The sequence below is a fragment of the Paenibacillus sp. FSL R5-0517 genome (genome assembly GCF_037974355.1).
Lineage (GTDB): Bacteria > Bacillota > Bacilli > Paenibacillales > Paenibacillaceae > Paenibacillus.
Map to the genome: position 1 here is coordinate 3,129,716 of NZ_CP150235.1, position 21,882 is coordinate 3,151,597.

Sequence of the window (21,882 nt, forward strand, 5' to 3'; positions counted from 1 at the left end):
CATGGTAAAAGCTTTCATATTTGATTTTGATGGACTCATTGTGGATACAGAGACGCCGTGGTATTATGCGTTTCGCGATATCTATGAAGAGCACGGTGTTGAACTTGGTCTGGACCTATGGTCGAAAAATGTGGGAACGTCCTTTGAGGAATTTCATCCTTTTTTGTATCTGGAGCAGGCGCTTCAAAGAAAAATTGATCATGAGCATATCAAACTGCTCTCAGAACAGAAATACGAAGCTTATTTGGGACAGGCGGCTATTCTTCCAGGGGTGAATGAATTGCTTCAGTCTGCGAGGGAAAAGGGGATTCAGCTTGCCGTTGCTTCCAGCTCCACACGGGACTGGGTTCATGGTTACTTGAAGAAATTAGGCATTTTTGATTATTTCAAAGTCGTTCATACATCTGAAGATGTGAAGCGAGTGAAACCTGATCCTGAACTGTACCTTCTTGCTCTCCAGAGTCTGGGAATCGAGGCTTCGGAAGCGATTGTGTTCGAAGACTCTCCTAACGGACTGAAGGCAGCCAACGCCGCAGGTATTCGTTGCATCATCGTGCCTAACGAGGTAACGCGTAGTCTGGAATTCGCCATGCATGAACTGCGGTTATCCTCGCTGGCCGAGATTGATATGGAGATTCTCTAATCCAGATATTGCTTGCGTAGCTCGATCGGGGAGATCCCTTCGTATTTTTTGAACACCGATCCAAAGTAACTGGCACTGTTAAATCCAACGGCATGCGCTATTTCATGAGCCGTAGTTGCATCATTTTCAATAAGCATTTCCTTGGCTTTCAACAACCGATATCGCATCAAATACTCCAATGGAGTCATTTGGAATTCTTTTTTAAATATCCGATTCAGGTGTTGTTCGGTCACGTCCATCTGCTCAGCCAACATAGGGAGAGAGAGATCCTGATGATAATTTTGTTTGATAAAAGTAATGAGTTCATCCAACCGTAATCGGGCATTGGAACGTTCGTAAGCACTATAGCGTTCACCTTCAATGGTTAATCTGACCAAAAGCATGTACAGTAATGCGGATACGTGCCAGATCTGATCCTTGTGCCGGGACTGCAGCGCCAACGTAATTTCATGCAACAGGATATGAAGCATTCCATCCGGCTTGAAGGCGCGCAGCTCCCCGATCTGCAAGGTATGCAAGAATCGTGGTAATAAATAGCCATTGAAAGACAGACAATCAAATCGTAATGAATCACTCAGATTGTGGTAACGGTATGTTACCTCCGGAAACAAAATGAGAGCTGTCCCTTTTTTGATCGAAAATTCATGATTCTTAGCTGCGATTCGCCCTGTTCCTCCGATGCACTGTACAATGCTGTAATCCCGTGAATGGTCGCTCCAATTCATCAATTCATCAACGGTCAACTGGTTTTGCCCTGTAATCATGAGCGGCATATCGGTATCCAGTGGATTCCCCATGCTAGGTTTCGGCATCGTCGTGTTATTCCTCTTTTCGTTAAAGGATCATGTGCGTAAGTGGCGTGGTTACAGCGTTAAAAGAAACCTAGAATGAATTATATTACATAAATGGAATAATTTTAATTGAATGGCAAGTGATAATAAAACGTTTTCAAAAAAACGATGCAACTGTTTTATCTGGATGGACTAGCATGAACCGCAGTCAGATCAGTCTCCATTTATGGACCTGAAAGTACGCTTGCCTTGCCAACAGAATGCGAAACAGTATACGCTATAACGGATGAGTGATTAAGGAAAGGGATGCAAACATGAAGAAAGTCATCGTAGTTGGATCGGGTATTCTGGGGGCATCAACAGCCTATCAATTAGCCAAACGGGGCGCAGAAGTAATCATCATAGATCGAAAAGATATAGGACAGGCAACCGATGCAGCAGCCGGTATCATCTGTCCATGGTTGTCACAGCGACGCAACCAGGACTGGTATCAGCTCGCCAAGGCTGGTGCGCGATTCTATCCTGGTATCATAGCGGAGCTTGAGGAAGAAGGAGAAACGGAAACCGGATATGCTCAAGTGGGCGCGCTCAGCATTCATACGGATGAGGATAAAATCAACAAAATGGAAGAACGGGCACAGCTTCGAAAAGCAGATGCACCGGAGATTGGTGAGATTACACCTCTTGATGCCAAAGGAACCCGTGATCGTTTTCCATTGCTAGATGAACGTTATCAATCGGTACATATTAGCGGTGCTGCACGTATAGATGGACGGGCGCTGCGGGATGCCTTAATCCGGTCTGCACAGCGTAATGGAGCGAAAGTGGTCCATGGAGACGCCACGCTTCAATTCGAAGCAGATCGGGTCATTGGTGTGAGTGTTAATGATCAGCATTTGCTGGCAGATGAAGTCGTTGTATGTGCAGGTGCGTGGGCCAATACACTCCTGAAGCCTCTCGGAATACACTTTAAAGTGCACTATCAAAAGGCACAGATTATGCATTTGCATGTCACGGAGGAGGCGGATACAGGCCGCTGGCCTGTGATTATGCCCCCGTCAGATCAATATCTGTTGGCCTTTGATCAACAGAAGATTGTGATTGGGGCCACTCATGAAAATGATGTTGAAGGTTATGATACAAGAGTAACTGCAGGAGGTATGCAGGAGGTTTTGAATAAAGGCCTGGAACTGGCACCGGGTCTCACAAACAGCACATTCCAGGAAGTGCGAGTTGGATTCCGTCCGTTCACACCTGGATTTCTGCCCGTAATGGGAGCTGTGCCGGGGTGGCTGGGGCTGATTACGGCGAATGGCCTGGGTGCCTCTGGCTTGACCATGGGGCCATTTATCGGGAGTCAATTGGCCAAATTGGCTCTTGGCATGGAACTGGATATCGATATTGAGCCGTACAATGTTGGCAAAGCAATGGATGAGATGGAAAGAGGTGAGTCATGACCTATTCACAACGTTTATCCGATGGAGCGAACTCGTCCGACATTATATATCTGGAGCATCAGATTGGTACGACAAAAGAAGAACTGCGAATCGCTATGGAGAAACAAGAAACATACGAGCGGGAAATGTCGGAATTGAAGTCATCACCAATCGGTAATGCATCGAAAGTCGGTTCGGACGAGCAATTCTTAAAGGAGAAGGCTAGTCAGACGCAGAACTTGATTGAAATCCTGTCTGCACAGCTGAATCAGCTAGAGGAAGCATTGGTGAAACTGGGCGATTAATCGGCTCATATCTCGTGTTTTCTGAAACTCTGACAATAAAATATACGATATGTATACAACAAAACCCCTTATTCAAGGGGTTTTGTTGATTTAGTTCAAATTATTTATACCAATAAATGAACGGGTGGTATAAAATAGAAGTGGGTGCAGAACTGTCAATTCAGGTACCCATGTAACCAATCATGAAACTATTCTGAGAGGTGGCTTTCGAATGTATAAAGAAGTGATACGTGTTGAGGACATCACAGGGTTCCAGACCAGATCTGAAGAGTTTTTTCCACTTCACTGGTTTCAACAAATGTTGTCCGATCATCCTGTGTACTATCACGAAGATACAGATACCTGGAATGTGTTCAGATACGATGATGTGAAGCAGGTCCTAAGCAATCATGAGTATTTCTCAGCTGAAGGAACTCGAACGACCATTGCGGTCGGAGCGAAGAACAACGAAGGCACACCTCCGGACAAATTAAACATTTCAAGTATCGATCCGCCCCGTCATCAAAAAAGTCGTTCGTTGTTATCCGCTGCTTTTACACCGCGTAGTCTGAAAAACTGGGAGCCACGAATTCGCAACATTGCACAGCAGCTCGTAGCTGATATTAAACCGAATACGACCATTGATATGGTTCAGGCGCTGGCCGCTCCCCTGCCTTCGATGGTTATGGCCGATCTACTTGGTATCCCTCTTACAGACAGTCATCGCTTTAAGAACTGGGTAGATATTCTGTTTCAACCCACCAATCCGAAGACTGCTGAGGAGAGTGAACAGAAAAAACAGACGGCAGCTCAAGAGTATTATCAATTTCTCTATCCTATAGTGGTTCATAAACGGACCCATCCTGGTGAGGATATCATTACGGATCTGTTGAGTGTTGAAGTTGAAGGGGAGAAGTTCACGGAAGATGAGGTTGTTCGCACGACCATGCTTTTACTTGGAGCTGGTATTGAGACAACGAGCCATATGGTTTCCAATACGTTCTATTCCTTCCTGTACGATGATCCGAGTCTGTATGAACAGCTTAGACAGAATCCTGAATTGGTGCCGCTAGCAGTGGAAGAAATGCTTCGTTATCGGTTTCATAATGCCAAGCGGCATCGAACAGTGAAGCAGGATAACCAACTGCTTGGAGTGGACTTGAAAAAAGGGGATGTTGTCATTTCCTGGATGAGTGCAGCCAATATGGATGAGCAGATGTTTGAAAACCCGTTTGAGTTAAACATTCATCGTCATAATAATAAAAGACATCTTACCTTTGGTAATGGTCCACACTTTTGTCTGGGTGCTCCGCTGGCGCGAATGGAATTAAGTATTGCCTTGACTGCATTTGTAGAGAAGATTGCTCGGATTGAACCCGTGGAGTCTTTTGATCTGGAGGATAATCTGGCTGCTTCAGCTCCGGGACAGTCACTGACCCATCTGCCAGTGAAGATTGTCGGCTAAGGGAATGAGTTTCATCATTGGACAACCTAAAAAGCGGCAGATCAGACGTGAACGTCTTGGTCTGCCGCTTTGTTATGCAAGTATGAGGCTGGATAACTTAATTTGAATTCATCGAAACCTTTTGTCTGATAACCTGTTTGACTTCTTCCTCTTTGGCTTGTTTGGTGCGTTTAATAAAGAAGGAAAGAATCAATCCCACGACAGCGATACCGATGATAACAACATACGCATCATTGATACCTTGAATCATGGACTCGGTAGCCAACTGTTGTTGACTGAGGCCATTGGCTGCACCAGTTGCCATCATATCCTCTATATGTGCTGTTGTACGTGAGGTCATGACACTCACGAGCAATGAAGTACCTACAGCGCCAGCAACTTGTCTGACGGTGTTGGAGATGGCTGTACCGTGTGCACCCAGTCTTGGTGGCAGTTGGTTAAGCCCCGCAGTTTGAATCGGCATCATGAGCAAAGCCATACCAATTCGGCGGCCGGTCGACATTAACACCAGGTAACCATAACTGGTTGAATCCGATAAATCGATGAAACCAATGGTGGTCACAATGGTGATAACCATCCCGATAACAGCGAGCCATTTTGCTCCAAATCGATCAAACAATTTTCCGGCTACAGGCATCAGGAAGCCCATAAAAAGGGCACCCGGAAGGAGTAATAATCCGGACTCCAGTGCAGTGTAACCACGTGCATTCTGGAGGTACAAGGGAAGCAACATCATGTCAGCATACATGATCATGGTAATTGCGATACTTATGACCGTGGTCAGGGAGAACATGTTGTACTTGAAAGCCCGCAGATCAAGCAATGGGTCTTCCGAAACGAGCTGACGCCAAGTGAAAAGCGCAAGTGCAACAAGACCAGCAGCAATACAGATAAGTACTTCTGCACTTGACCATCCCAGACTTCCTGCTCTGCTGAATCCATACAGCAATGCGCCGAATCCGATGGTGGACAACACCACGCTGATCGTATCGAACTTGGTGTTGACCCGTTCGGATACATTCTTCAGGTATACAAAGGCAAAGGCAATGACAATAAGTGTTAATGGAATCATGCCATAAAACATCGTTTGCCAAGAGTAGTTCTCCAGAATATAACCGGCAAGGGTAGGTCCGATGGCAGGAGCGAAAATGATCGCAAAACCAACCATACCCATAGCTGAACCTCGTTTCTCAGGGGCAAACAAGGTCAAAATAACGTGCATCAAGAGTGGCATGATAATCCCAGCACCTGCTGCCTGAATCATGCGACCTGTCAGCAATGTGCCGAAGTTGGTTGCAAGAGCGGATACGATGGTACCGATTAGGAAAATAAACATCGAAGCTTGGAATAATTGCTTGGTTGAAAAGCGTTGCATGAAGTAGGCTGTAATGGGGATCAGCACCCCGTTTACCAGCATGTAACCTGTCGTTAACCATTGTGCTGTTGCGGCGGAGATGTTAAAATCACCCATCAGTTCCGGTGTAGCGACACTCATGATCGTTTGATTCAACGTTGCAAGGAAGGCTCCCAGAATCATGATAAACAGAATAGGGCCTTTCTTTACGGAAGATTCATCTTGTAACTTAACCTGACTCAATCCTTTTCATCCTTTCAATCCAAACGTGACTAAATTTACAACGTGTTGTATAGTTTACATTGTATTTATTGAATTATATACATATTCGGACAGATTACAATTTACGTTATGAGGTGTTTTCGTCGTTTATTTTACAAATGTTATGATATTGTTGTGTAAATCGAATATAAACGACTGATTGTTTAAAATTGTAATGTTCCAAATTTGAAGGAGGGATACACGTGAAAGATGAGAAGAAATCGCCTGTGGACCCAAGAATATTGCGAACACGTCAGTTAATTCGAGGTGCGTTTGTGGAGTTGCTGCAGGAAATGGATATTGAGAAATTGTCAGTGAACAAAATTGCCGAACGAGCGACGATCAATCGGGTAACCTTCTATCTGCACTATCGGGATATTACGGATATGATGGAGAAGATGGCTGATGAGATGATTGAGCATATTGAACGGATCGTGGAAGAATATGCCCCTCATTTTGAGAAGCAAAGAACAGAAGAGGCATGGCCAGTTCTGGTCAAGTTACTGGAGCATTTTGCAGAGAACGCTTCATTCTATCAGGTGGTACTTGCCACGAAGCGCACGCCCATTTTCACAGAACGACTCCTGAAGCTGTTAAGTACCTTGGTCAAAGCTAAGATAGATCGAGCCGAAATGGAAGATGTGCTGGAGGATTCCGGCATTCACAAGGAAATCGCCATCTGGTATGGTTCGTCTGCTTTAATTGGTACCATTGTTGCCTGGCTGCGTAACGACATGCCTTATTCTCCGCATTTTCTGGCGAAACAATTCTCATTGATCCGTTCATACTCTTATAATGACCTGATATAATCAAACTACAATCCACTGAACAATGACAGCAAACGGGGGGATATGACAGGGAAAATGCAGGCCATCGACTCATACATAACAGAGGAGGACTAATGTAATGAAATATAGTGCAGAACGTATATATGTGAGATTTTGGAAGGTAGAGGATACCTCATTGCTTCTGGATCTTCAGGTTCGAAATCGTGAGGCAATTGAGAGAACCTCTGCAAGTCATCGGGATGACTCTTACTACAGCATGGAAAAGCAAAGGGAACTCATTGAGAGCTGGGACAAGAAAAGAGAAGAAGGAATTCGCTATTCCTTCGGTATTTTTCTACATACAACGGATGAACTTGTGGGTGAAATTTCATTGTTCAAGATCATAATGGATTCAACCCCCAAATGGATCGTAGGTTATGTGACGGATGTGCTGCATCAAGGAAAAGGGTATATGAGCGAAGCCCTGCAATGTGTGCTGGAATTTGCCAAACATGAAACTGAAATTACACGCATCGAGGCTGGCGCGGTACCTGATAATACAGGTTCCATCCGTGTACTTCAAAAGGCAGGATTCACAGCGTGCGGGTCACAGTCTGTCCCGATCCAGGGAACGTTAAAGGAGCATACGATGTTTGCTGTGGATATACAATGAGCAGGATGTATCAGAATTAACTATAATTTGAACCATATATTCAAACGTATCGGAGAGGACAGAAAAATCTATGGCTACTATACTCGTTGCGGACGACGATCCGAACATTCGCGAACTCGTCTGTCTCTTTCTCAAAAACGATGGATTCACGACGGTGGAAGCTGCGGACGGTAAGGAAGCTCTCACCGTGTACGGCGAGACGCCAGTGGATCTGGTCGTGCTTGATATTATGATGCCTGTTATGGACGGCTGGGCATTATGCAAGGAACTCCGCAGAGCCAATCCGGATCTCCCGTTACTCATGCTGACGGCGAGAGGAGAGACTTGGGAGAAGGTAAAAGGATTCGAATTGGGTACGGATGATTATTTGACGAAACCGTTTGATCCATTGGAGCTTACCGCACGTGTCCGAGCATTACTGAAAAGATATAAAATTGGCTCCACACACACAATCCAGTTTGGCAATGTCATTCTGGATCGTCAGACGTATAAGGTGACGAGAGGTACAGAATCGCTTACTTTACCACTGAAGGAATTCGAATTGCTATATAAGCTTGCTGGAACACCAGGCCAGGTCTATACACGTGAGCAGTTGATCGATCAGATATGGGGTATTGATTACGCCGGAGATGATCGAACGATAGACGTACATATTAAGCGCCTGCGTGAACGATTCGCGACGACACCTGATTTTCGGATTGAAACGGTGCGTGGGCTAGGATACAGACTTGAGGTCCATGAATGATCAGATCATTATACATTCGTGTGGTGCTCACCTTTCTGATCTCTGTCATCGCTGGTACAGTTATTTCTTTTTTTATGTCAACCTGGATATTCGAAGATAAATTGAACGAAAATGCCCGAATTAACATACGCAACTTTGGCCAAGACGTAGTGCAGATATATAAGACGATGCCTTTGGATGAAGCAGAATTATTCGTTAGCACTATGAAACAGCTTGATTCATATCATATTCGAATTTATGATGCAACGGGCAAGCTCCAGACTTATGGGAAGCTTAATGGACATAAATCAGCTGCTGTATCGAAAGAGCAACTTAAAAAAGTGTTAGATGGAGGGGTTGTTCAAGACACACCAAAGGGGATCGCTACTGTTCTTTTGGGGTTACCGATCAAGACGGAAATGGGCACAAAAGCGATGTTTTTGGAAACACTCGCACCGCCCTCCGCCTCTTTTGTAGTGCAGTTTGGCTTAATCTTTGCAAGCTGTTCGTTGATTGCAGGAAGTCTGCTGATTCTGATTGCTTCTGTATACCTGGTTAGACCAATCAAAAAATTGACCAAAGCGACCAAACGGATTGCAGCTGGAGATTTCAATGTCAAGCTGAACATCACGCAAAAGACTGAGATAGGTACGTTGGCTCGCAGTTTTGAAGAGATGATGCACGATCTGCAGCAGTTGGAGCAGATGCGCAGGGAATTCGTTACGAATGTTTCGCACGAGGTTCAGTCTCCACTCACCTCGATATCCGGTTACGCTTCGGCACTGAAGCAGGTAAACCTCTCAGAACAAGAGCGGAACCGTTATCTGGATATTATTATTGCTGAAGCCAAGCGAATGTCCAAAATGAGCGACAGCCTGCTCAAGCTGAGTTTGCTTGAATCGCAGTCACAGCAACTTCGGCTCAATACCTTAAGTCTGGATGAACAGATCCGAAGGGTTATCGTGGCACTCCAGCCGCAATGGTCTGCGCGCAATATTCATTTCGAGCTTGATTTGGAGAATGTAAAGGTGACGGCTGATCACGATCAGTTAAATCAGGTATGGACGAATATTCTGGGAAACAGCATCAAGTTCTCCAATGATGGCGGTATGATTAAAGTCAGTATCGAAGAGGATATCAAAAATGTGACTATCCGAATGTCCGACACGGGCATCGGTATTCCCCTTGAAGACCAGAAGCGTATATTCGAGCGCTTTTTCAAGGCGGATCGTTCCCACAGTCGTAAATATGACGGCAGTGGTATGGGACTTGCTATCGTTAAACAGATCGTATCGCTTCATCAGGGTGACATTCGAGTGGAAAGTGAACCTGGTCAAGGGACGTCCTTTGTCATCACGTTGCCCATCCATCCACCAACGGATAGTTAGGCTCGCAGGATAGGCCAAAGAATTAAAATCGGATGATTGAATACCGGATTTTCATACCATGTGTAACATGCAAGTTTTCTTGCATGTTACACATGGTTTTTTTGCTTGTTCATATTCCGTTCATATTCCGGTCACGGAGAGTACATCTTTGTTGGTTAGGCTTGCATTAACGGCCTCTTAGGCCAATACACAGATGAGGACAGGAGCAGATGAATGTGAATCAACAAGCAGACAAAAGCGTGCGGAGTAAGAGCAAAACAAAAAAAGTGTTAAGCATTTTGTTAAAAGTGCTTGCCGCAATCATTTTAGTAATTTTACTTTTTGTAGCTACCGTATATACGGTTAACAAAATCAGTAGTTATTCAGAGCAAAAAAGAATGGAGCCATATGGTCAACATGTTTCCGTGGATGGGAAAAATATGAATGTGTTCATTCAAGGTGAAGGCGAGGAAACGATTGTGCTTTTGCCGGGTTTTGGAACAGCGTCACCTGCACTAGATTTTAAGCCACTTATCTCGGAGTTAACCCCATATTATAGAGTCGTCGTGGTGGAACCTTTTGGTTATGGATTAAGTGATCAGACCGAAAGGGAACGCAGTACAGCAAATATTGTAAGCGAAATACATGAAGCGCTGCAAAATCTTCGTATTGATCGGTATATTCTCATGGGTCATTCCATATCGGGGATCTATAGTCTGGATTATGTGAACAAATATGCTGATGAAGTAAGTGCATACGTTGGGCTGGACACCAGTGTTCCAGCGATTAGTGAACAGAAGGTTGAAGCATCAGAAATCGTACCGATTAAATGGTACCGTAACTTGGGTTTCCCACGTTTGCAATTGAAAATGAGTGATGATCCATATGCTGGGCTTCCGTATGATGAACAAACCAAAGAACAATTGAACATTTTGATACAAAAGAACATGTTTAATTCAACTCAGTTAAACGAAATTGTAAGCATGTATTCCAATTTTAAAGCAGCTGAACAGTTAACGTTCCCAGTTGATCTCCCGGTTCTTTTCTTTGTTCAAAAGAATCATCCTGCAGTGGACAATTGGGTTCCCGAACACGAGAAGTTAATAGAGAACTCTGCGCGTGGTGAAATGGTGCTGCTGGAAGCAAATCATTATCTATACCGTTCCCATGCCAAAGAAATCGCTGCACAGTTCAGGGAGTTTATGGGAGGATCTCAATAACCCCATTATTCATTAGTATAAGCGCCTGCTCCGTCACGTCATAACATTTCTTTACTTGTTCATATTCAGTTCATATTGTCGTCACGGAGAGTACATGTGCATTAGATAAAGTTTCATTAGCGGCAAAGAAGAATACCAACTACCAGTTCAGGACAGGAGAAGATCAGCGTGACACAACCAGAAGGCAAGAAAGCCAAGAATAGAACCAGCGTCAAGAAGGTACGAAATATTATACTTAAAATACTAGGAGCAATCTTAATTGCTATTGTTCTGTTTCTAGGTATTGTTTATATCACAAATGTAATTAGCAGTAATTCTGAGGCGAAAAAGATTGAGTCTTACGGTCAGCATGTATCTGTAGACGGAAAAAATATGAATGTGCTCATTCAAGGTGAAGGCAAGGAAACGATTGTGCTTCTGCCCGGTTATGGAACAGCAACACCAGTGCTTGATTTCAAGTTGCTTATTGATCAATTATCACCATATTACAAAGTGGTTGCTGTTGAGCCATTCGGTTATGGATTAAGTGATGAAACTGAAAAAGAAAGAACGACAGAGAATATCGTAAGTGAAATTCATGAAGCTCTGCAGCAACTTGATATTCAGCAGTACATGCTCATGGGTCACTCTATAGCGGGCATTTACGGTATTGATTATGTGAACAAATATACGGATGAGGTTACTGCCTTTGTCGGTATTGATAGCAGTGTATCCACCCAACCAAGTATTACAGATGCGAAGTTCCCCTTAAAAACGTTTGCTCTTCTTAGAAATACAGGTCTCTTGAGATTAATGATGAAAGTGGGTGCAGATCCCTATGAGGGACTGGCATTCGATGAACAAACGGTTGAGCAGATGAGAATGATTTCGAATAAAAACATGTACAATCCCACCTCATTAAACGAGATGGACCATATTTATACCAATTTTAAAGGTGCTCAAGGTTTAAGCTTCCCTAAAAATCTTCCACTTCTTCTCTTTGTACAAGCGAATAATGAAGGGGTAGAAGGATGGATCCCCTTGCATGAAGGACAGATCAAAGACTCGGTTCATGGGAAAGTAATTCCAATGGATGGTTCCCATTATTTACATCATACGCAATTCAAAAAAATTGCTGAAGATGTTAGAGCCTTTATGGCTGAATCGAAATAAATAGGGGTAAACGTACAACCTTTGAATTAACAGATCTGTATGAACGAATCTATATGAACGAATCTATATGAACGAATATGAAAAACCGCCCTGTGTGGCGGTTTCTACAACATGGTCAATAACATGGTCAATCCGGACGTTGCTGTAATGAGAGAGAGGAAATATAAATGAGATTATTTGAGATACTTTTAGTTCTATCCTGCTTCGCTTTACTCGCAGACTTACTATTTATTAAAAGAAGTGCAAAGAAAACAGGCCTAGGTATAGGTATAGGTATAGGTATAGGAAGCAGTGTCATACTCGTAGCTCATTTATTGGTTGAGGGATACAGATGGCAGTTGCTTTTGGTATATATCATGACGGCACTATTCATGTTTATTGTTCTACTCCGGCATTCCGACAAGATGATCCATCTAAAAATAGGAAAGGTATTGAAGTATAGTTTATCTTCCCTAATCGTCATTCTACTTGTTGCTTCTACACTCTTGTCGGTATACTTACCTGTCTTTGATTTGCCGAAGCCCGAGGGTCCAGAGAAAGTAGGTACTCAAACCTTCCATTTTACAGATCAGAACAGAGATGAAATCTTGACTGAAGATCAAACCGATAAGAGGGAGTTAATGGTTCAAGTCTGGTACCCTACTGAAAACATTAGTAACAAGAAACGTGACACGCTGTTTCCAAATAATAAAGAAATGTTCAAAACGTATATTCAGAGCTTCTCTGCTTCTTTGAAACTGCCTGAATTTGTGCTCGACTACTGGAAATATAGTCATAGCAACTCTTATGAAAATGTAGAAATATTACCTTCGGCAAGTCCTTATCCTGTGGTGCTGCTATCTCATGGTATGGGAACCAGTAGAGTTCTACAGGCATCACAGGCGGAGAATCTGGCCAGTCATGGGTTTATCGTAGTGACAATCGATCATACGTACAGCACGTTTGCTACCCTCTTTCCTGATGGTCGTGTAACGGGGTATACAACAAAGATGACAACCATAGATGACCGCAGAGAAGTTGGCGATATATGGACAAAAGACGTGGAGTTTGTAATTGATCAAATTGAAAAGCTGAATTCAGGTGCAATTGAAAGTCAGTTTAAAGGAAAAATCGATGTAGATAACATCGGTGCGATGGGGCATTCTTTTGGGGGTGCAACGGCGTTTAATGCCACGTATTTGGATCATCGAATCAAGGCCGGGGTTAATATGGATGGGTCACTGAATGAAGTAGAAGATAGAGATGATATAAACAAGCCGTTTATGTTTGTCAGATCGGGAAATTTTGAAGACTGGTTAGCCAATTTTGAAAAGGATAGAAATTCGGATGACGAAGTAACTAAGTTTCTTTCAGATGAGCTGCACATTATGAAAAATGTTATTGAACATGGGGGAAATGTAATTTATATAGAAGGAACCCAGCACTTCAATTTCACGGATCTTCAATTTTATTCAGAACTGATTAAACTGTCCGGGATCACAGGAGAGATCAATGGTAAAAGAGGTTCAAATATCGTAAATCAATATGTACTCGATTTCTTTAACAAACAATTGAAAGGAACGGGTGGAAACCTGATTCAGGGGCCGAGCGACATCTACCCAGAGGTGAAATTTGTAGATCCGAAAGAACTCTAATTTGAACTCAGGAGATGATGTGAATGGGACGACAAACGGGAAAACGAATTTCAATCACCGCCTTAACTCTGGTGTTAATGATGTTAGCTCCAATGTCAGTCATGGCCGCACCAGCTACGAGTAACAACAGCGATTTAACGTATGAACCAACCAAGAAAATAGTAGCGGAGAAAGCGAAGATCCTAACTGAGACGTACGGTACGACCAGTGTACAATATGCATTAATCGATGCTGGAGAGATTGTGGTGTCCGGTCAAACGGGCAAGAACGATATAGAGGATAAAGTACCGCTTACTTCAGATACAATCTACGGCATCGGCTCAACAAGTAAAATGTTTCTTACAGCTTCTGTTATGAAGCTTGTTGATGATAGCAAGATCGATTTGGATGTGCCAATTGTGAACTATTTACCTGATTTTAAGATGAAAGATAACCGGTACAAATTAATCACACCACGTATGTTGTTGAATCATTCCGCTGGTCTGCTGGGCAGCTCCGGTAGCAATGCCACATTATACGGGGATAATGACACGTATTCACATGACACGTTTCTGGAGCAATTGGCGAACCAACACCTGAAGGCTGATCCTGGCGCGTACTCGGTGTATAGTAACGACAGTTTTACGTTAGCCGAGATTCTAGTTGAAAGAGTGAGCGGCATGGGCTTTACTGCATTTATACACAAATATATTACAGAGCCCCTGGACATGAAACATACCAAAACACCGCAGGATGTCGTTAATCCGGCAGCAATGGCGGGAATCTATTCTCCTTTGGTTGAAGGCCAGCTTCCTCAAGAGAATTATAATATCATTGCTACTGGAGGCATCTATTCCACTGCTGAGGATCTGGTGAAATTTTCACAAATCTTCACGGGAGAAGTCGATGGCATTCTTTCCAATAAGTCGGTAGGAGCCATGGCGCAGGAAGAATACAAAAGAGGTATGTGGCCGGAGGATAGCGACACGTCTATATCTTACGGGTTAGGGTGGGATAGTGTACATTTGTACCCATTCAGTGAATATGGCATCAAAGCTATTACCAAAGGTGGGGATACCATATCGTATCACTCCTCATTAATTGTACTGCCAGAATACAATCTGGCTGCAGCCGTTACCTCATCAGGGGGAACGAGTGCCAGAGATCAGTTTATTGCAAGTGAATTATTACTCAGTGCACTTGAGGAAAAGGGCATTATTACAGAACGAAAGCCGGAAAAATCGTTTGGCGTACCAGTGAAGGCAGATATGCCTAAAGAAATATCCACGTATGCGGGTATATACGGTTCTAATAATTCGGTGAAGAAGATCGAAATGAATCATGCTGGAAAAATGACTGTATCCGCGCTAACAGCTCCAAATAATTCGGCTCAAGAATACACATATACAGCGGATGGTACGTTTGTTAACGATAAAGGCACAGAAAAGCTGAAATTCGTTACAGAGCAGAATGGAAGGACATATCTGTGGTCTCGATCTTATATATCCATGCCGGGACTGGGACAGTTGGCGTTCTCCGAATATACGGCGGAGAAGCTGGAAGCCAATGAATTATCCCAAGATATTACTGCCTCATGGGAGCAGCGTGAAGGTAAGAGATACTACGTGGTGAATCAGAAGTATACATCAACTGTCTATCTCCATTCATCACCAATCCTTTCTTTCCATATGAATGAAGAGACCCCAGGGTATATGACCAATAGTAAGATTATTGGAGCCAACAAAGCAGTCACGGATCTTCAAATCCCTGGTATGGCAGGACGGGATTCAAAGGAAATTTATTTCGCTGAAAAGAATGGAGTAGAGTACATTACAGCTGTAGGTAGCATATACGCGAGTGAGGAAATCGTACAATCACTCTATTCGGGCAAACAATCTGTAACAACGATTCAAGCAGACGGTTACGCCAAATGGTTTTCTATACCATCAACGGTGAATGGAAAAGTCATGACCGTTAAACTGCCTTCAAATGGTGCCTTTGCCGTATATGATCAAAAGGGTATTTGTATTAATCACACCGTGGTCAGCGGTAAGAATGAGGTTGTTTTACCGGAAAACGGTCGCATTGTATTTGCAGGTGACGTTGGTTCCACATTTGAAATTTCATTGAAATAGATGAATTCTAGTAAGGTAGCATGTTTAACGAAACTAAGAAGGCAGCCGATCAAAGTAATCGGCTGCTTTTGTTCAATTGAAGAAGATATATTTATATTCTTTTTTCGGGGAGTGGAAACGATGCCTACGATATTAGTTGCTGACGACGATGCGAACATTCGCAAACTCGTCTGTTTATTTTTGCGCAACGACGGATTTACTACCATCAACGCCGTAGACGGAAAGGAAGCCCTGGCTATCTTTACCTCCACGCCAGTCGATTTGGTTATTCTTGATATTATGATGCCAGTCATGGACGGTTGGGCATTATGCGAGGAACTTCGAAGAGCCAATCCGGATCTTCCGTTACTCATGTTGACGGCAAGAAACGAGACCTGGGAGAAAGTACAAGCATTTCAGCTCGGGACAGATGATTATATGATGAAGCCATTCGATCCGCTTGAGTTGATGGCTCGCGTCAAGGCACTGTTGAAACGATACCGTATAGGTTTAACGCAGACCATCCAATTAGGAAACGTTATTCTGAACCGGCAGACTTATAAGGTCCTGAGGGGTACAGAGTCGTTCACCTTGCCGCTTAAAGAGTTCGAATTATTGTATAAACTTGCTGGATTACCGGGACAAGTCTATACGCGGGAGCAACTAATCGATCAAGTTTGGGGAATTAATTATACTGGCGATGATCGAACGATAGACGTGCATATTAAACGTCTACGCGAACGTTTTACCGATATCTCCGATTTTCGTATCGAAACGGTGCGGGGACTTGGCTACCGGCTAGAGGTGCAGGAGTGACCGGCTCCCTCTATACACGTGTAGTCCTGACCTTTTTGGTCTCCGTGACCGGGGGCACCATCCTTTCTTTTCTTGCTACAACCTGGATATTTCAAGATAAATTAAACGAAAACATACAAGCTTCCTTGCTTGACTTTGGACAGGATATCGTCCGCATCTACGAGACATTGCCTCTACGCGAAGCAGAAATGTTTATAAGTGAAATGAAACAACTCAACTCTTACCACATCCGAATCTATAAAGCAACGGGTCAGTTTCAATCCTATGGAGAACTTAAAGGACAACATCCTTTCCTAGTGACTACAGAACAATTGAAGAAAGTGCTGGATGGAGGAAGAGTCCAAGTTAATGGAATCGATACGATCTTCTTGGGATTGCCGATAAAAACTGAAATGGGAAGCATAGCAATGTTTGTAGAGCCCCTCACTTCCTCTTCCACCTCATTTCTTATCAAATTTGTTGTAACCTTTTTGATTTGTTCGTTGTTAGCAGGAAGCCTATTGATACTAATTGCGGCTATTTTTCTGGTAAGACCGATCAAAAAATTGACAAAAGCGACCCGGCTTATAGCTGCTGGAGATTTCAACGTCAAGCTTAATATTAAACAAAAGGGTGAGATAGGTACTTTGGCTCGCAGCTTTGAAGAAATGATGCACGATCTAAAGCAGCTTGAGCAGATGCGCAGGGAATTTGTAGCAAACGTGTCCCATGAAGTTCAGTCTCCGCTCACTTCCATTTCCGGTTTTGCTATAGCGCTCAAGCAGGTAGACCTCCCGGATGACGAAAAAAGCGATTATCTCGACATTATCATCACTGAAACTGCACGAATGTCCAAAATAAGTGATAGTCTGCTAAAGCTGAGTTTGCTTGAATCTCAATCATTGCAAATGCGGCTGGCCACGCTCAGTCTGGATGAACAGATCAGACGAGTAATTGTCGCTATTCAACCCCAATGGTCGGCCCGTAACATTCAGATCGATCTTGATTTGCAGCCCACCCAAATCACGGCCGATTATGATCAGTTAAATCAGGTGTGGATCAATATCTTCGGCAATGCCATCAAATTTTCCGAAGATGGTGCCCGAATTAACGTCACGATCAAACAGAATATCAAGAACGTGGATATCCGCATATCGGATTCGGGTATTGGTATTCTCCCGGAAGACCAAAAGCGTATATTTGACCGCTTCTTTAAAGCAGATCGTTCCCACAGTCAGAAATATGAAGGAAGCGGTATGGGACTAGCTATTGTAAAGCAGATCATCTCGCTTCATCAAGGGGACATCCGGGTGGAGAGCGAATATGGACGAGGAACGACCTTCATCGTCATCTTGCCAATTACAACACCCACAGAGTGATTGAATTTTATGCCTTCACTAGGCTATGACACCCTGTAAAAACCTCCTTGCGTATAATGATGCAAACTTTTTTTGCCTGTTCATCCTCCGTTCATGTTGTAGTCATTAGGGGGACATCTTGGTTTGTTATATTGTGTTTAGCGCCCACGTTATGGTGGCTTAACACAATGATGAAGACAGGAGTAGATGCAAGAATGAAACCAAGAGAGGTAACAAAACTGGAGATGAGTGTGAGGAGAGCAAGAAAGAGAAATACTATAGCTGCTGTGACTCTCATGCTGACGATACTTGCCCCGCTATCTGCAATGGCCGCACCGGCTGTCATGAATAACAGCATTAACCTTACGTACGAGACAACAAAGAAAACCGTAATCGAAAAAGCTAAACTGCTGACGGAGACGTACGGTACGACGAGTCTGCAATATGCGCTCATTGATGGTGGAGAGATTACGGTGTCCGGTCAAACGGGGAAGAACGATCTAAACGACAAGGTACCTCTTACTACGAACACGATCTATGGCATAGGGTCAACCAGTAAAATGTTTCTTACAGCTTCAGTGATGAAGCTGGTGGATGAAGGCAAGATCGATCTGGATGTGCCTGTTGTGAACTATATGCCTGATTTTACAATGAAAGATAATCGACACAAACAGATTACACCCCGTATGTTGCTGAATCATTCGGCCGGGCTTCCCGGAGCTTCTAACGGTAGTGCTATACTGTATGGGGACAATGATACCATTGCACATGATACCTTTTTGGATCAATTGGCGACCCAGAATCTGATGGCAGAGCCAGGTGCGTATTCGGTGTACTCTAACGATGGATTTACATTAGCTGAAATTCTGGTTGAGAGAGTCACTGGTATGAGCTTTACGGCATTTATACACAAATATATTACAGAGCCTCTGAAAATGAATCATACCAAAACACCACAGGATATAGTTAATCCGGAAGAAATGGCGGGAATCTATTCCCCTTTTTATGAGGCACAACTTCCAAAAGAGAATTATAATATCATTGCTTCAGGAGGCATATATTCCACCGCTAAGGATCTGGTGAAATTTTCGCAAATCTTCACAGGAGAGGTCAAAGGGATTCTTTCCAACAAGTCGGTAGAAGCCATGGAGCAAAAAGAATACAGAAGAGGCATGTGGCCAAAGGATAGTGATTCTTCTATGTCGTACGGATTAGGGTGGGATAGTGTGGACTTGTTCCCATTCAGTGAGTACGGCATCAAGGCTGTTACGAAAGGTGGAGATACGTTATCTTATCATTCTTCACTCGTCGTACTTCCGGAATACAACATGGCTGCAGCCGTGATCTCTTCAGACGGGTCAAGCGTAACCGATCAATTCATTGCGAGTGAGTTATTACTTAGCGCACTTGAAGAAAAGGGCATGATTAAAGAACGGAAACCGGAAAAATCATTTGGTGTACCTGTGAAGGCTGATATGCCTAAAGAAATCTCCAAGTTTGCAGGGAATTATGGTGGCAATAATTCAGTGACGAAGATCAAAATAAATACGGCTGGACAAATGACGGTCTCCTCTCTCACGTCTCCAAGTCATCCGGTTCAAGAATACACCTATACATCAGATGGTACTTTTGTGAGTGATGATGGTACAGAAAAGTTGAAATTCGTTGTGGAGAAAAATGGGAATACCTACCTGTGGTCTCGATCTTATATCTCCGTTCCAGGACTCGGACAGGTGGCTCTCTCAGAATATAATGCGGAGAAGCTGGAAGCCAATACATTACCCAAGGAGATTAACGATGCATGGGCAAAGCGTGATGGTAAAAAATATTATCTGGTGAATGCGAAATACACATCCATGTTTTATCTTAATGCTACATCGATCGTGCCTATTTATATGAATAAAGAGAATCCAGGGTATATGTCCAATAATAAGATTATTGGAGCAGACGAAGCAGCCAATCAATTGCAGATTCCGGGTAGTGCCGGACGAGAACCAATGGACATTCATTTCTTCAAAAAGAACGATGGAGAGTATCTTACATTTTCAGGTTATGTATTCGTCAGTGAGGAATTGGTAAAACCAATCTATTCCGGTAAACAATCCGCAACAACGATTCAAGCAGATGGATATGCCAAATGGTTTTCGGTACCCGCTACTGCGAAAGGAAAAGTCATGACAGTGAAGTTACCTGCAAATGGAGCCTTCGCTATCTATGATCAGAACGGAGTTTGTATTAATCACAGCGTAGTCAGCGGTAATAATGTTGTTGTTTTACCCGAAAACGGCCGTATTGTATTTGCAGGTGAGGCTGGCGCCAAATTTGAAATTTCACTAAAAAAGTAAATGAACTCAACAGGAGAGAACCATCATGATGAAAAAAATATTAATCATTTTGCTCAAAATATTCGGAGCGATCGTTATCGCTTTTGCATTATTTATTGCGACTGTCTTTATTGTTAATGTATTTAGCAACAAATCGGAGGAAGGGAAAATAAAATCATACGGCCAGTTTGTAGCGGTTGACGGGAAAAACATGAATGTGTTGATTCAAGGAAAAGGCAAAGAAACGGTGGTATTGCTTCCTGGGTATGGAACACCCGCCCCAGCCCTTGATTTCAAACCGCTCATCGATCAGCTATCTCCATTTTACAAAGTCGTTGTCATTGAACCTTTCGGTTATGGATTAAGTGACATTACTGAAAAAGAGCGTACTACGGAAAATATGGTTAGTGAAATTCATGAAGCGTTACAGCAACTTGGTATTCATCGTTATACGCTCATGGCTCACTCCATTTCAGGAATATACGGACTGGATTATGTGAACAAATATGCAAACGAAGTAACTTCCTTTGTCGGCATCGAGAGCAGTGTCCCAACGCAGGGAGGTAACGATGATCCATTCCCAACTGAAACGTACAAACTGCTTAAAAAATCAGGATTCTACCGATTGTTAATGAAACTGGCCCCTGATCAACTGATTGCACCCGATGTTGATGATGAAACCAGAGAACAAATTCGAATCCTTTCACTCAAAAATACGTTTAATCCGAACAATCTGAATGAAGGCGAAAACTTTGGTCCTAACTTCAAAGCAGCGGAGAACCTGACCTTCCCCAAAGATCTTCCGTTGATTTTCTTCTTACAAGCGAATGATACTGAAACGGAAGGATGGATACCCTTGCATGAAGAGCAAGTCAAAGATTCAGTGCATGGAAAAGTGATGACTTTCGAGGGAGATCATTATTTGCATCACACCCGCTCCAAAGAAATGGTTCAAGAATATAGGAAGTTTATGAGTGAAATAGAGTAGAGTGTGTCAACAAAAGAAGCCGCGAAATCGCGGCTTTTTTCTATTGAAAGAGGTGATGAACATACATACGTAGTTACTTTATTGGAAAATTAAGGTTGACACTCCTTGTCGCCGCGTATACAATCGTATACATGAATGCGTTGTATACATATGTATACACGTCATGGAGGTGGCAGGATGAGAGATCGACAGATCGAAGAATCGGATGGAAGTGTACGTCAAGGTGAACGTCCGAGACGTGATGTGGGTGACAGCGAGCAACGTGGAGAGCATTCCAGACGTGGCAGAGGACATGGTGAACATCAGGGGAAACGGGGCCATGGTGCGCAAACCTTCCGTCGCGGCCGGATTCTTGTATTTCTGGAACAGATGCAGAATCGAAGAACAACGCTCGCCAGACAACTTGGTCAGGAGGAGTATGAACATATTCGCCCAATAATCAGTGGGGAGTTGAAAGCCATTGATCAGGTCATCGACGAGTATGTCCATCTTTTCGAACTGCAAAATGAAGATGTAGGTCCCAATAAGAATCTGGAGAGTGAGAGTGAATAAG

The 21,882-nt window shown here is 43.4% G+C and carries 19 protein-coding genes; 17 read left to right on the plus strand and 2 right to left on the minus strand.

All coding sequences use genetic code 11. The features are described from left to right. The first annotated feature begins 1 nt into the window (after position 1). Complete coding sequence (locus MKX40_RS14000; RefSeq protein WP_339242441.1) at positions 2–643, plus strand: HAD family hydrolase; 642 nt, start codon at positions 2–4, stop codon at positions 641–643. Here MKX40_RS14000 and MKX40_RS14005 read toward each other — a convergent pair. After that, a complete protein-coding gene (locus MKX40_RS14005; protein ID WP_339242443.1) occupies positions 640–1,455 on the minus strand; it encodes an AraC family transcriptional regulator in 816 nt (271 codons plus the stop codon). The two genes, MKX40_RS14000 and MKX40_RS14005, sit on opposite strands and share 4 nt — an antisense overlap. Positions 1,456–1,748: 293 nt before the next feature. Between MKX40_RS14005 and MKX40_RS14010 the strand changes: the two genes are divergently transcribed. The 3 genes from MKX40_RS14010 (at position 1,749) to MKX40_RS14020 (ending at position 4,619) form a co-directional block, all read left to right on the plus strand. Continuing rightward, the gene (locus MKX40_RS14010; RefSeq protein WP_339242444.1) at positions 1,749–2,891 is read left to right on the plus strand and encodes an FAD-binding oxidoreductase; all 1,143 of its coding nucleotides are present in this window, start codon (positions 1,749–1,751) and stop codon (positions 2,889–2,891) included. Next, positions 2,888–3,175: a hypothetical protein gene (locus MKX40_RS14015; RefSeq protein ID WP_339242447.1), complete on the plus strand. Its 288-nt coding sequence runs from the start codon at positions 2,888–2,890 to the stop codon at positions 3,173–3,175. The genes MKX40_RS14010 and MKX40_RS14015 overlap by 4 nt, the downstream gene beginning before the upstream one ends. Positions 3,176–3,386: 211 nt before the next feature. Then, the gene (locus MKX40_RS14020) at positions 3,387–4,619 is read left to right on the plus strand and encodes a cytochrome P450 (RefSeq protein ID WP_339242448.1); all 1,233 of its coding nucleotides are present in this window, start codon (positions 3,387–3,389) and stop codon (positions 4,617–4,619) included. Between the two features lie 97 nt (positions 4,620–4,716). Here the strand turns inward: MKX40_RS14020 and MKX40_RS14025 are convergent, their stop codons facing one another. Next, on the minus strand, positions 4,717–6,156 hold the full coding sequence (locus MKX40_RS14025; RefSeq protein WP_339243059.1) for a DHA2 family efflux MFS transporter permease subunit: 1,440 nt from the start codon (positions 6,154–6,156) through the stop codon (positions 4,717–4,719). A 281-nt stretch (positions 6,157–6,437) separates the two neighbouring features. Here MKX40_RS14025 and MKX40_RS14030 point away from each other — a divergent pair, with 281 nt between their 5' ends. The 13 genes from MKX40_RS14030 to MKX40_RS14090 all read left to right on the plus strand — a co-directional run bounded on the left by MKX40_RS14030 (position 6,438) and on the right by MKX40_RS14090 (position 21,881). Further along, on the plus strand, positions 6,438–7,043 hold the full coding sequence (locus tag MKX40_RS14030) for a TetR/AcrR family transcriptional regulator C-terminal domain-containing protein (RefSeq protein ID WP_339242450.1): 606 nt from the start codon (positions 6,438–6,440) through the stop codon (positions 7,041–7,043). A 97-nt stretch (positions 7,044–7,140) separates the two neighbouring features. Beyond that, positions 7,141–7,674, plus strand: a complete 534-nt coding sequence (locus MKX40_RS14035; RefSeq protein WP_339242452.1) for a GNAT family N-acetyltransferase — start codon at positions 7,141–7,143, stop codon at positions 7,672–7,674. A 70-nt stretch (positions 7,675–7,744) separates the two neighbouring features. Continuing rightward, positions 7,745–8,419 (plus strand): response regulator transcription factor, encoded by a 675-nt coding sequence (locus MKX40_RS14040; RefSeq protein WP_339242454.1) that lies wholly within the window; start codon positions 7,745–7,747, stop codon positions 8,417–8,419. Then, positions 8,416–9,786: a HAMP domain-containing sensor histidine kinase gene (locus MKX40_RS14045; RefSeq protein WP_339242455.1), complete on the plus strand. Its 1,371-nt coding sequence runs from the start codon at positions 8,416–8,418 to the stop codon at positions 9,784–9,786. Before MKX40_RS14040 ends, MKX40_RS14045 begins: the two co-directional genes overlap by 4 nt. 209 nt (positions 9,787–9,995) lie before the next feature. After that, positions 9,996–10,985 carry an alpha/beta hydrolase gene (locus tag MKX40_RS14050; protein WP_339242457.1) on the plus strand — a complete coding sequence of 330 codons (990 nt, stop codon included), beginning with the start codon at positions 9,996–9,998 and terminating at the stop codon, positions 10,983–10,985. Positions 10,986–11,147: 162 nt separating this feature from the next. Continuing rightward, a complete protein-coding gene (locus MKX40_RS14055) occupies positions 11,148–12,137 on the plus strand; it encodes an alpha/beta hydrolase (protein WP_339243061.1) in 990 nt (329 codons plus the stop codon). Between the two features lie 167 nt (positions 12,138–12,304). Further along, positions 12,305–13,771, plus strand: coding sequence for an alpha/beta fold hydrolase (locus MKX40_RS14060; RefSeq protein WP_339242458.1), 1,467 nt, complete (start codon positions 12,305–12,307; stop codon positions 13,769–13,771). A gap of 23 nt (positions 13,772–13,794) precedes the next feature. Then, complete coding sequence (locus tag MKX40_RS14065) at positions 13,795–15,885, plus strand: serine hydrolase domain-containing protein (protein ID WP_339242460.1); 2,091 nt, start codon at positions 13,795–13,797, stop codon at positions 15,883–15,885. Positions 15,886–16,005: 120 nt separating this feature from the next. Further along, positions 16,006–16,680, plus strand: a complete 675-nt coding sequence (locus tag MKX40_RS14070; RefSeq protein ID WP_339242462.1) for a response regulator transcription factor — start codon at positions 16,006–16,008, stop codon at positions 16,678–16,680. Then, positions 16,677–18,038, plus strand: a complete 1,362-nt coding sequence (locus tag MKX40_RS14075; RefSeq protein ID WP_339242464.1) for a HAMP domain-containing sensor histidine kinase — start codon at positions 16,677–16,679, stop codon at positions 18,036–18,038. The genes MKX40_RS14070 and MKX40_RS14075 overlap by 4 nt, the downstream gene beginning before the upstream one ends. 194 nt (positions 18,039–18,232) lie before the next feature. Next, the gene (locus MKX40_RS14080) at positions 18,233–20,362 is read left to right on the plus strand and encodes a serine hydrolase domain-containing protein (RefSeq protein WP_339242466.1); all 2,130 of its coding nucleotides are present in this window, start codon (positions 18,233–18,235) and stop codon (positions 20,360–20,362) included. A gap of 25 nt (positions 20,363–20,387) precedes the next feature. Then, entirely contained in the window at positions 20,388–21,329 is a 942-nt protein-coding gene (locus MKX40_RS14085; protein ID WP_339242467.1) for an alpha/beta hydrolase, read from the plus strand. A 177-nt stretch (positions 21,330–21,506) separates the two neighbouring features. After that, on the plus strand, positions 21,507–21,881 hold the full coding sequence (locus MKX40_RS14090; RefSeq protein ID WP_339242468.1) for a hypothetical protein: 375 nt from the start codon (positions 21,507–21,509) through the stop codon (positions 21,879–21,881). Position 21,882 lies beyond the last annotated feature (1 nt).

Excerpts from the sequence above, each read along its gene's own strand:
- MKX40_RS14000 (WP_339242441.1), top strand. The coding sequence starts at position 2 with ATGGTAAAAGCTTTCATATTTGATTTTGATGGACTCATTGTGGATACA.
- MKX40_RS14005 (WP_339242443.1), bottom strand. The coding sequence starts at position 1,455 with ATGCCGAAACCTAGCATGGGGAATCCACTGGATACCGATATGCCGCTC.
- MKX40_RS14010 (WP_339242444.1), top strand. The coding sequence starts at position 1,749 with ATGAAGAAAGTCATCGTAGTTGGATCGGGTATTCTGGGGGCATCAACA.
- MKX40_RS14015 (WP_339242447.1), top strand. The coding sequence starts at position 2,888 with ATGACCTATTCACAACGTTTATCCGATGGAGCGAACTCGTCCGACATT.
- MKX40_RS14020 (WP_339242448.1), top strand. The coding sequence starts at position 3,387 with ATGTATAAAGAAGTGATACGTGTTGAGGACATCACAGGGTTCCAGACC.
- MKX40_RS14025 (WP_339243059.1), bottom strand. The coding sequence starts at position 6,156 with ATGATTCTGGGAGCCTTCCTTGCAACGTTGAATCAAACGATCATGAGT.
- MKX40_RS14035 (WP_339242452.1), top strand. The coding sequence starts at position 7,141 with ATGAAATATAGTGCAGAACGTATATATGTGAGATTTTGGAAGGTAGAG.
- MKX40_RS14040 (WP_339242454.1), top strand. The coding sequence starts at position 7,745 with ATGGCTACTATACTCGTTGCGGACGACGATCCGAACATTCGCGAACTC.
- MKX40_RS14045 (WP_339242455.1), top strand. The coding sequence starts at position 8,416 with ATGATCAGATCATTATACATTCGTGTGGTGCTCACCTTTCTGATCTCT.
- MKX40_RS14050 (WP_339242457.1), top strand. The coding sequence starts at position 9,996 with ATGAATGTGAATCAACAAGCAGACAAAAGCGTGCGGAGTAAGAGCAAA.
- MKX40_RS14060 (WP_339242458.1), top strand. The coding sequence starts at position 12,305 with ATGAGATTATTTGAGATACTTTTAGTTCTATCCTGCTTCGCTTTACTC.
- MKX40_RS14065 (WP_339242460.1), top strand. The coding sequence starts at position 13,795 with ATGGGACGACAAACGGGAAAACGAATTTCAATCACCGCCTTAACTCTG.
- MKX40_RS14070 (WP_339242462.1), top strand. The coding sequence starts at position 16,006 with ATGCCTACGATATTAGTTGCTGACGACGATGCGAACATTCGCAAACTC.
- MKX40_RS14080 (WP_339242466.1), top strand. The coding sequence starts at position 18,233 with ATGAAACCAAGAGAGGTAACAAAACTGGAGATGAGTGTGAGGAGAGCA.
- MKX40_RS14085 (WP_339242467.1), top strand. The coding sequence starts at position 20,388 with ATGATGAAAAAAATATTAATCATTTTGCTCAAAATATTCGGAGCGATC.
- MKX40_RS14090 (WP_339242468.1), top strand. The coding sequence starts at position 21,507 with ATGAGAGATCGACAGATCGAAGAATCGGATGGAAGTGTACGTCAAGGT.